At 71.0% G+C, this 10468-nt stretch carries 8 protein-coding genes; 4 read left to right on the forward strand and 4 right to left on the reverse strand.

What is annotated here, in order from left to right:
* Positions 1 to 1228 (reverse strand): hypothetical protein (locus IPN47_23865; protein ID MBK9411019.1); only part of this gene is annotated, 1228 nt, incomplete at its 3' end.
* Positions 1229 to 1411: 183 nt separating this feature from the next.
* Here IPN47_23865 and IPN47_23870 point away from each other — a divergent pair.
* On the forward strand, positions 1412 to 2554 hold the full coding sequence (locus IPN47_23870) for a serine/threonine-protein phosphatase (protein ID MBK9411020.1): 1143 nt from the start codon (positions 1412 to 1414) through the stop codon (positions 2552 to 2554).
* Positions 2555 to 2782: 228 nt separating this feature from the next.
* Here IPN47_23870 and IPN47_23875 read toward each other — a convergent pair whose 3' ends face one another.
* Positions 2783 to 4234: a hypothetical protein gene (locus IPN47_23875; protein ID MBK9411021.1), complete on the reverse strand. Its 1452-nt coding sequence runs from the start codon at positions 4232 to 4234 to the stop codon at positions 2783 to 2785.
* A 190-nt stretch (positions 4235 to 4424) separates the two neighbouring features.
* On the opposite strand from IPN47_23875, the gene IPN47_23880 reads away from it, so the two are divergent.
* The gene (locus IPN47_23880; protein ID MBK9411022.1) at positions 4425 to 5291 is read left to right on the forward strand and encodes a hypothetical protein; all 867 of its coding nucleotides are present in this window, start codon (positions 4425 to 4427) and stop codon (positions 5289 to 5291) included.
* A gap of 386 nt (positions 5292 to 5677) precedes the next feature.
* Here IPN47_23880 and IPN47_23885 read toward each other — a convergent pair whose 3' ends face one another.
* Together IPN47_23885 and murQ are read right to left on the reverse strand one after the other, a co-directional pair.
* Positions 5678 to 6799 carry an anhydro-N-acetylmuramic acid kinase gene (locus IPN47_23885; GenBank protein MBK9411023.1) on the reverse strand — a complete coding sequence of 374 codons (1122 nt, stop codon included), beginning with the start codon at positions 6797 to 6799 and terminating at the stop codon, positions 5678 to 5680.
* Complete coding sequence (gene murQ, locus IPN47_23890) at positions 6796 to 7725, reverse strand: N-acetylmuramic acid 6-phosphate etherase (protein ID MBK9411024.1); 930 nt, start codon at positions 7723 to 7725, stop codon at positions 6796 to 6798. Before murQ ends, IPN47_23885 begins: the two co-directional genes overlap by 4 nt.
* Before the next feature lie 101 nt (positions 7726 to 7826).
* Between murQ and IPN47_23895 the strand changes: the two genes are divergently transcribed.
* Positions 7827 to 9824 (forward strand): gamma-glutamyltransferase, encoded by a 1998-nt coding sequence (locus tag IPN47_23895; GenBank protein MBK9411025.1) that lies wholly within the window; start codon positions 7827 to 7829, stop codon positions 9822 to 9824.
* Entirely contained in the window at positions 9730 to 10431 is a 702-nt protein-coding gene (locus IPN47_23900) for a gamma-glutamyltransferase (GenBank protein MBK9411026.1), read from the forward strand. The genes IPN47_23895 and IPN47_23900 overlap by 95 nt, the downstream gene beginning before the upstream one ends.
* Positions 10432 to 10468 lie beyond the last annotated feature (37 nt).

The following is a 10468-nucleotide window of genomic DNA, read 5'->3' on the forward strand; positions in this document are numbered from 1 at the left end:
GCGACACCACGTACCGCGCCCTTCCCTCCCCCACCTGCTCCCACGTCACGCGCCTAACGATCGCATCGCGCGAGTCGAAGTTGAGGATGTCGGTGTTGGCCGTCGTGCCGTACAGCTCGAGCACCAGCGCATCCGCCGTCTCCGTCACGGCCACCGGCGGACGCTCGGCCATCGGGATCACCAGGTCGCTCCATTCGGCGCCGCGCGACACCACGCGCGCGTTGCCAGCCACACGCACGGGGGCGGCCGTCCCCGTCGGGAGCTCGCGCACGTCGGCGCCGTCGAACCAGACGGAGAGGTCGCGGTCGACACGCGCGCGCACCATGTCGCCCGAACGGCCGGTCACCTCGACGACGGTCCCCGGGAGGAAGAACCACTTGTACGTCCCACCGCTCGCCACGGGGCGCCCGATGATGACGCGGTCGGAGTCGGGGGCGGTGGCGGTGAGCGTCACGGGGCGGTCGCCCAGGACGGCGTAGCGGGGGCCCATCGAGTCGACGAGCGCCACGCGCGGCGTGACTAACGAGACGGTGTCGGCGCCGCGCGCCACGACGAGGCGCCCGGGGGTCGCGAGGAGCCGGGCCTCGATGTCGGTGGCCCACAGCGACGAGTCGGCGGCGGGGTTGGCGGGGGGGCGCAGCGCGCGGCGCGTCCCGTCTGCTGCAATCCAGTCGACCGTTGCCGAGCGCGGTGCGCGGAGGGCGACGCGTACGAGGTCGGTGGCGAGGCGTGCCTCACGCGTGCCGGGACGGAGCGACGCCGAGTCGACGGCGAGCGGGCCGCTCTCGCTGAGCATGGGGCGCGCCGGCGGGAGGACGAGGCGACGGGTGACGCGCACGGTGTCGCTCCCGCGCGCGGCGACGAGCGACCAGCGCGGGTTGTCGCGCGGCGGGAGGGGGAGCCAGCCGAGCCAGGCGCCGTTGGGGAGGACGGGGACGCTGACGCCGTTGACCGTCAGCTGCGCGTCGCCGGTGCCGAGCGAGCCGAAGATGAAGGTGGAGTCGCGGGCGACGATGGTGGCCCCGTCGGGGGGATAGACGACGCGGAGGTCGAGCTTCCCCGTGACGCGCGGGACCGGGGGAAAGGCGAGGGGCCCCGGGGCGCTGTCGGGGGCGACGGCGGGAGCGGCCCCGGCGGGGGGGCGTGCCGCGGTGGCGCAGGCGGCGCTCGCGCAGAGCGCCAGCGCAGGGGAGGAACGCACGAGGGCCGCTACGAATGCTCGACGCATGCGGCGAAGCTAATCCGCATGTGGGGGGAGGGCGAATCCACGGCTGTGGTTGCCCCGTATGGCCCCACATGGCATCTTCGCCCGAACCGTCTCACGAGACCTTACCCGCGAAGCCCGGACCCTTGGTGTGACGTCCAGACCGCAACGAAGCGACGACAGGGTGGGGCCGCGCGTGATCCCTGCATGAAGACTCCGATCGAGACGCGCGCCGCGCGCATGCCCACGCCACCCAAGGGGACGGACGCGCCGGTCATGGTCGACGTCTTCGCCCTCTCCGATGTGGGGCGCACGCGCGACCACAACGAGGACGCCTTCGTCGTCGCCGACCTCTCGAACGGGGCGCCGCTGCAGTTCGACAAGGTGCTGCGACAGCCCGCGGGGCCGGTGGGGCACCTGTTCATGGTGGCCGACGGGATGGGCGGGGCCGCCGCGGGAGAGCTGGCGAGCGAGACGGCGGTCGATGTGGTGCTGCGCTACATGAAGGAGCAGTGGTCCCCCCGCCGCTCGTCCGACGGCCCCACCTTCGTGCAGGCGCTGGAGACGGCGACCGACGTCGCGAACACCTCGATCTACCGCCACGCGGTGGAGCACCCGGAGCTGCGCGGGATGGGGACGACGGCGACGATCGCCGGGCTGCTGGGCGACACGCTGTACCTGGCGCAGGTGGGCGATTCGCGCGCCTACCTCGTGCGCGACGGCACGGCCCGGCAGATCACGAAGGACCAGTCGCTGATGCAGAAGCTGCTCGAGGCGGGGGAGATCACCGAGGAAGAAGCCGAGATCAGCGAGCGCCGCAACATCATCCTGCAGGCGCTGGGGCCGGAGGCGGTGATCCGGATCGACCTCACCTACCAGCGGGTGCGCCGCGGCGACGTGCTGGTGCTCTGCTCGGACGGGCTGTCGGGGATCGTGCGCGGGGAGGAGATCGGGCGCGCGGTGGCGGAGGAGGCGGACTTGCAGCTGGCGTGTCGCCGGCTCATCGGCATGGCCAACGCGCTCGGCGGCCCGGACAACATCACCGTGGTGGCGGCGCGCTTCGACGGCTCCGGGCTGGCCGCGCCTAACGACGACGACCACGTGGGGCACCGGATCTTCGCGGTTCCCGGGCGCGAGGTGGGGCCGGGCGACTCGGTCGACGACCTGATGCGGGCCAAGACCGAGCAGATGGAAGCCGTCTTCCAGAAGACCCCGCTGGAGCTGCCGGCGGCGGTGCGCACCGAACGCCAGGAGCTGTCGCTCGTGGTCCGCGGGGTACTGGCGGCGGCGGCGGTGGTGCTGGGCGGATACCTGATCTGGCAGATCCTGCAGTACTTCTCCGGGCGATAACGGCGGGGAGCGGGACCGGCGGGCACAAGCGCGTGCTTCGGGTCCCCAAAAAGCTAGACACGGGGGTTCACGGGGGATGCACGGGGGTTCACGGAGGACTTCCGTCGCGCACCGCTCTCCTCCGTGAACCCCCGTGATCCCCCCGTGAACCCCCGTGTCCTGCTTTTCTCACTGCTCGACGCGACACCCGGCGTCAGCCACGCGCGCCAGCAGCAACGCGGTCCGGGCCTAACGAGCCGCGAGCCTGCGCGCGACCGCCAGTTGCATCGGACGCTCCCCTCCCCAGGCGCACAGGATCGGGACGTCGGCCGGGAGGGCAGCGGCGAGCCTGGGATGCGAGAACTGCACGAGGTAGACGTCTCGGCGCGCCGCCCGGGCGGTGGCGGTGAGCTGCCGCACGCGGTCGAGCGCCGACTGGGAGTAGCCGGGCCTCCCCTTCCACGCCCGGATGTCGCCGAACAGGGCGATCACCAGGGGCTTGCTGCCGCGGCCGGGGTGCGTCTCCACTTCCACCTCGACGCCGGCCGCGCCTAACGCATCGAGCAGGGGCTGGCGGCTGGGGGCGGGATAGGGGCCGCCCAGGTCGTCGTCGACGATGGCGACGCCGATGCGGGGGCCGAGTGGGGGGATGGTGCCGCGGAGGAGGTGGACGGCGCGCGTGGCGAGGGCGCTCCCCTCCTCGAGGTCGTCGGGGCTGACGGGGCGAACGGTCGCCGGCGTGGCGGCCCAGCGCGCCCAATGGTCGCGGCGCGCCAGCGATTGGCCGAGCTGCGCGCTGGGGACGCTGCGTCCGGCGACGACCTCCAACCCGCGAAGGGCGGCGACCGGGTCGTTGGGATAGAGCAGAAGGTCGCAGCCGGCGGCGATGGCGCGCGAGGCGGCGTGCGCTTCCCCTCCCTCGTCCTGCACGCCGCCCATGATGAGCGCGTCGGTGATGATGAGCCCCTCGAAGCCGAGTTCCTCGCGCAGCAGCCCGTGCACGATGGCGCGCGAGCAGGTGGCGGGGGCGCCGGTGGGGTCGAGGGCGGGGTAGGCGACGTGGGCGGTCATGACGCTGGCCACGCCGGCGTCGATGGCGGCGACGAAGGGGGCGAGGTCGACCTGGAGCTGCTCGCGCGTGGCGTTCACCACGGGGAGAACGGCGTGCGAGTCGGTGACGGTGCGGCCATGGCCGGGGAAGTGCTTGGCGCAGGCCAGCATCCCCTCCCCCTGGATGGCATCGATGCACTCGGCCACCGCGGCGCTGACGGCGTCGGGGTCGGCGCCTAACGACCGCGTCCCGACGATGGGGTTGTCGGGCTCGAGGTCGAGGTCGGCGACCGGGGCGTAGGTCCAGTTGATGCCCAGCGCGAGCGCCTCGCGGGCGGTGAGGCGGCCGGCGACGCGGAGGGCGAGCGGGTCGCCTAACGAACCGAGGGCGGCGAGCGGGGGGAGCGGTGTGCAGCCAGCGAACTGTTGACCAGCGCCGCGTTCCAGGTCGGCGGCAATGAGCAACGGATGGCGCGAGCCGGCGCGCAGCTGCGCGGTGAGGGCGGCCACGGCGTCGCGCTCGCCCCCGAAGATGATGAAGCCCCCCACCCCGAGGGCGAGGGCGCGCTCGATGTCGGCGGTGGCGTCGGCAAAGCCGCGCGCCGCGTCCCACCGGACGGCGGGGAGGAGGAGTTGTGCGAGGTCGCTCATGGTGGACAGGGAGACACGGCCGCATCGGCAGGCCGCCGAGGTCTCCCGAATCCTACGCGCCGCGGGCGTGGGGGCGAGGGGGAAAACGCGGATGGAAGTGGGCAATCACGGCGAAGTATCAGGCAAGCCACCGATGGTCCGCGCGCCGCGCCACTCGCATCGTATGGTGCGCAGGGGGGGCAAGGACGCCATGGGACGAATCGCCGGAGCCGTGATCATCGTGGTCGTCGCCATCATCGTGGCGGCCGCCGTCGCGGTCATCTACGGGTCGATGTCGTGGAACCGTTCGTCCGACGCCAGCTTCGCGCGCCTGCTCGCGTTGGCCGACACGACCCCGGTGACCGGCCTTCCGACGACGTTCTCCCGCGAGCAGCTCGATTCGCTCCCCGCGCCGGTGCGGCGCTACTTCGGGCGCGTGCTGATCCCCAGCCAGCGCATGATTCGCCTGGCATACATCGACCACGACGGGGAGTTCGCCCTCAAGCCAAACCAGTGGCAGCGATTCACGTCGCGGCAGCTGTACACCACGGCGCCGCGCGGCTTCGTGTGGGATGCCGAGATCCACATGCTCCCGTTCATGCCCGTGCGCGTGCGCGATCGTTATGCAGCGGGGAGCGCGAGCATGCTGGCGACGATGGCGGGGGTGATCAAGGTCGTCGACCAGGAAGGGACGCCGGGGTTGGCGTCGGGGGCGCTGCTGCGCTTCATCGCCGAGGCGGCGTGGCTACCGACGGCGCTCCTTCCCAGCGAAGGGGTGCGGTGGAGTGCGATCGACGACTCGACGGCGCGCGCCACGGTCTCCGACGCGGGGATCGAGGTCTCGATGGACGTGCACTTCGGCACCGAGGGGGAGATCTCGCGGATCACCGCGATGCGAGAGCGCGACGTGAACGGGACGTCGGTGCTGACGCCGTGGGTGGGAGAGATGTCGCGCGAGCTGATGTTGGTGAGCGGGGTGAAGATCCCGGTCTCGGCGTCGGTGAAGTGGGTGGCTCCTGAGGGGGAGCACGCCTACTGGCGCGGGCGGGTGCGGGGGGCGCGGTTCGAGTTTCGGTGAGGCGTTAGGCGGGGCTTGGGTGGAGCGGAGTGGGAGTCCGGAAAAGCTTGACACGGGGGTTCACGGGGGGTTCACGGGGGTTCACGGAGGAGGGAGGCGTGCGGGGGAGGACGGCGTGATGTGGGCTTGGTTTCGATTCGATCGGGTAGGGGCCGCCCCGCGTGTCCTCCGTGTCCCCCACGTTGCCGCTGTGCCCCCCCGCGTTGCCGCCCGAAAAAACCGCCTTCAACCTCCGTGTTACCTCCGTGAACCCCCGTGTCATGCTTTCCCTCGCGCCAGCGCGCACAGCGACCAGTGCACGCAGATCAGGCGCAATGGCTCCCACCTCTCACCTGGACGCGAAGCAGCGCTGCGCCAACAGTGGACCCGCCGCCAGCTACCGCGTCTCAGGCCGGCGTGAGCTTCCCCAAGATGCGCGGACCAGCCGCGCCGGTGGCCGCGGGGACGTTGCCCGCTTCGCCCATGAGGTGCAGGTAGCCTAACAGCGCAAAGGCAACCGCTTCCTTGGCCTCGCCGTCGAAGAAGACGTCGTCGAAGCGGACCACCTGCTTGCCAGGGAGCCGCCCGGCGATCGCCTCGACCAAGGCCGGGTTCTTGGCGCCCCCCCCGGACACCACGACGTCGCGGATGGGCTCGGGGAGGAAGCGTTCGTACGCGTCGGCGATGGAGCGCGCGGTGAAGGCGACGGCGGTGGCGATGATGTCGTGCGGAGTGGCCTCGGCGCGCGCAGCGCGGCACTGGGCGATGAAGCGCGCGATGTAGTCGGGGGTGAAGAGCTCGCGGCCGGTGCTCTTGGGGGGCGGAGCGCTGAAGTAGGGGTCGAGCAGCGCCGCGTCCACCACCTCGTCGATCGGCACGCCTTGGCGCGCCAGGGCGCCGTCCTTGTCGTAGCGTTGCCCGGGGAAGAGGGCGCGCGTGACACCGTCGATGACGACGACGCCGGGGCCCGTGTCGAAGGCGCGCACGCCGGCCACGCCGCCGTTAGGCGGGACGACGGTCACGTTGCCGATCCCCCCGATGTTCTGCAGCGCCCGCCAGTGCGTCGCGCTGAAAAGCACGGCGTCGGCCATGGGGACGAGCGGGGCCCCCTGCCCTCCCGCCGCCATGTCGCGCACGCGGAAGTCGGAGATGACGGGGCGCCCCAACCGCTCGGCGATCACCGACGACTCGCCGATCTGCCAGGTCGAGTGTCCGGGGACGTGCCAGACCGTCTGCCCGTGCGTGGCGATCGCCGCCACCTCGCGGCGCGGAACCCCCGACTCGGCGATCACGCGCACCGCGGCGCTGGCCAGCAGCTCGCCCAGGTCGAAGTTGACGCGGCAGTACTCCTCGGGGGTCCCTTCGCGCAGGGCGCGCGCCAGGCGATCGCGCTGCGCGTCATCGTAGTCGAGGACGTCGTAGGCGAGCAGTTCGGCGGTGATGCGCCCGCCGTCACGTGCAAAGCGCACGACGGCGGCGGAGATGCCGTCGAGCGAGGTGCCCGACATGAGGCCGACGACGACGGTCATGGCTGCGGAATGGGTGGAGGATCGCCGCCGACGACTCGGCGGATGACGCCGTCTCCCTTGGCGAGCGCCGCTTCGGCGCCCTCCTTGTCGACGCCAAGCAGGTGCATGACGATCGCCAGCTTCACGCGCCCGTCGGCGCGGGCGATGAGCGCGCGCGCCTCGTCGCGGGTGACGTGGCAGACTTCCATGATGATGCGCTGGCTGCGATCGACGAGCTTGAGGTTGGTCGCACGCAGGTCGACCATCAGGTTCCCGAACGTCTTCCCCACGCGGATCATCGCCCCGGTGGTGAGCATGTTGAGCACGAGCTTGGTCGCCGTCCCGGCCTTGAGGCGCGTGGAGCCGGTGACGAGTTCGGGGCCGGTGACGGGGACGATGAGGTGATCGAGCGTGGAGGCGAAGGCCTCGTCGATGGGGGTGCAGGCGATGAGCCCGACCGCTGCGCCGCGCGCCTTGGCTCTCGTTAGGGCGCCCCGTACGAAGGGCGTCGTCCCCGACGCGGCGATGCCGATCAGCACATCGTGCGCATTGATCCCGTACTCGTCGACCGTCGTCGCCCCCTGCTCCGGGCTGTCCTCGGCCCCTTCCTGCGCGCGGAAGACCGCCTCGGTACCGCCGGCGATGATCCCCTGCACCAGCTCCGGATCGCTGCCGAAGGTTGGCGGGCACTCGCTGGCGTCGAGGATGCCGAGTCGTCCCGAGGTCCCGGCGCCGACGTAGAAGAGGCGCCCACCGGTGCGGAAGGCGTGCTCGATGCGGCTGATGGCGCTGGCGATCTGTTCGCGCTGCGTGGCGACCGCGTCAGGGACTCGGCGGTCCTCAGCGGTCATGATATCGACGATCTCGAGCGGCGTGGCGAGGTCGATGTTGGCCGAGCGCGGGTTGCGGTGTTCGGTGATGCGAGGGTCGAGCGCTCGAGGAGGCACGCGAGAGGACGGTCGAGGGTAGCAGGGAGGGACGCGCTGTCTCCCCCAGATGGCTGGGGGTAACTTACCCTCGCGCCGAGAGCGGTCACAACGGAGCGACAATGCGTACGGGGATGAAGCGGACGATGGTGGTCGCGTGGGCGATCACTTTACTGATGTCGATGGCCATGCCCCTGTCGGTGGGTGCGCAGGACCGGCGTGGCCCTCGCCGCATGGGGGGCTTTGGCGGGCCGACGTGGTGGGTGTCGGCGTGGGGCGGCTATCAGTGGTCCGATCAGGTGGGCGACCCGGGGACCAAGTCGACGTGGGACTTCGACTCCAACTGGTCGGTGCGCTTCACCGCGGAGCGCGAGGTGGCGCCACGCACGACGATTGGCGCGGTCTTCAACTATGCGCGCCTCCCGCTCGGCATTTTCGGGAGCGCATCGTCAGCGAGTTGCCGTCCGCGCTGCGGGGCCGAGGCGACGACGGTGCAGTACGGGCTCATGGCGCGCTCGGGGGGCGGACGGGGATTTCACCTGGTGTACGAGGGGTTCGTGGGGGCGCTGCGCTACAGCAACTTCACCGTCGTTCCGGCGGGGGCCACCGAGTACGACGGGCTGACGAACACCGACTTCGCGTACTCGTTCGGCACGGGGATCGGCTACGGGCTTTCGCGCGACTTCGAGTTGGCGGCGATGTTCGACTACGGGTCGAGCATGCACGAGAAGTCGAACGACCTGTTCCAGCGGCGCACGACGCGGCACTACACGACGCGGCTGGGGTTGCGGGTGGGGTTTAGCGGCTGGGGTCAGAGCTGGGGTCAGAGCTGGGGTCAGAGCTGGGGTCAGAGCTGGGGTCAGAGCTGGGGTCTGACCCCGAGGGCGGTCCTTGATCGCGCGTGGTGCGGGGGCAGATTCCGTGCGTTCGACTCACTCCTCGCCTTCTTCGCCATGACCGCCATGCTCGTGTCGCGTCGTTCGCTTGTGTTCGCACTCCTCGCGCTGGGGGCGTGTCGCGCGCCGGCCCCCTCCGGTGCGCTGCGCTCCACGGAGCCGGCGATTCCGCCGCGGCAGGCGGTGACCTTCCCCGAGGGGTGGCGCTTCAAGGCTGGCGAGAAGGCGGCATTCGGCGAGCGGTTCATGATCGCGTCCAACCAGGTGCTGGCCTCGGACGCAGGGAACGAGGTCATTCGCGCCGGCGGGAACGCGGTCGACGCGGCGGTCGCGGTGGGGTTCGCGCTGGCGGTGACGTATCCCGTGGCAGGGAACATCGGGGGCGGCGGCTTCATGGTGATCCGCATGGCCGACGGGCGCGCGGCGACCATCGACTACCGCGAAGTCGCGCCGCTCGCCGCCAGCCGCAACATGTACCTCGACGCCAAGGGGAACCCGACCAACGAGAGCATCATCGGCTACAAGGCGTCGGGGGTCCCCGGCGCGGTGGCGGGGATGGCCGAGGCGCTCAAGAAGTACGGGACGATGACGCTGGCGCAGGCCATGGCGCCGGCGATTCGGCTGGCGCGCGATGGCTTCGTGGTCGACTCGCAGTTCTACCTGAGCCTCAAGTCGAGCCAGGGCTACATCGGGCGCTTCGACGCCAAGGACGTCTTCTACCAGAACGGCGAGCCGGTGAAGCTGGGGACGCTGTTCAAGCAGCCGGCGCTCGCCCGCACGTTGCAGCTGATTGCCGACAAGGGGCCCAACGTCTTCTACCGCGGCGAGGTGGGTGATTCGCTGGTGGCGGCGATGCAGCGTGGTGGCGGGATCATCACCTCGCAGGACCTCGCGCAGTACAAGGCGATCTGGCGCACGCCGATCAGGAGCACCTATCGCGGCTACGCGATGTACTCCATGCCCCCGGCCTCGTCAGGCGGGATCGTGGTGACCGAGGCGCTCAACATCATGGAGGCGATGGGCGAGACGACGCCGGCGTGGGGGACGGCGGCGTACGCGCACCAGCTCGGGTCGGCGTATCAGCTCGCCTTCATCGACCGCAACAGCAAGCTGGGGGGACCCGGCCTTCGTGAAGGTCCCGCTGGAGCAGCTCACCGACAAGAACTACGCCAAGGAGCTGGCGCGGACCATCGACCCGCGGCGCAAGACGCCGACACCGCCTAACGCCACGCCCATCTCCGACGGGCTGCACACCACGCACTACTCGGTGGTGGACGACAAGGGGAACGCGGTGGCGACGACGACGACGCTGAACAACGGCTACGGGTCGGCGGTGTACCTCAAGAACGTCGGCTTCTTCATGAACGACGAGATGGACGACTTTGCCGCAGCGCCGGGGAAGCCGAACATGTTCGGGCTCGTGCAGGGGGAGGCGAATGCGATCCAGCCCGGGAAGCGCATGCTGAGCGCCATGTCGCCGACCATCGTGCTCGACCCGCAGGGAGAGCTGCTGCTCGTGGTTGGAGCCGCCGGCGGCCCGCGCATCATCACCGCCACCTCGCAGGTGATCCTCAACGTGATCGACCACCGCATGTCGCTCGCCGACGCCATGCGCGCGCCGCGCATGCATCACCAGGCGCTGCCCGACACGCTGATGATCGAGACCAACGGGCTGACGAAGGAGACCGAAGCGGGGCTCAGGGGGATCGGCCACGGCGTGCGCTACCTCGGCTCGCTCGCGAACGTGAACGCGGTGATGCGGGTGAAGGGAGGATGGGAGGGGGTGTCGGAGCCGCGGGTCGGCGGGACTGGGGGGACGTCGGCGCGGTAGCCTGCGCCGGAAGTGAGCGGGGCCGGCGGTTGCAGGC

Source organism: Gemmatimonadota bacterium (assembly GCA_016719105.1).
Taxonomy (GTDB): domain Bacteria; phylum Gemmatimonadota; class Gemmatimonadetes; order Gemmatimonadales; family Gemmatimonadaceae; genus SCN-70-22.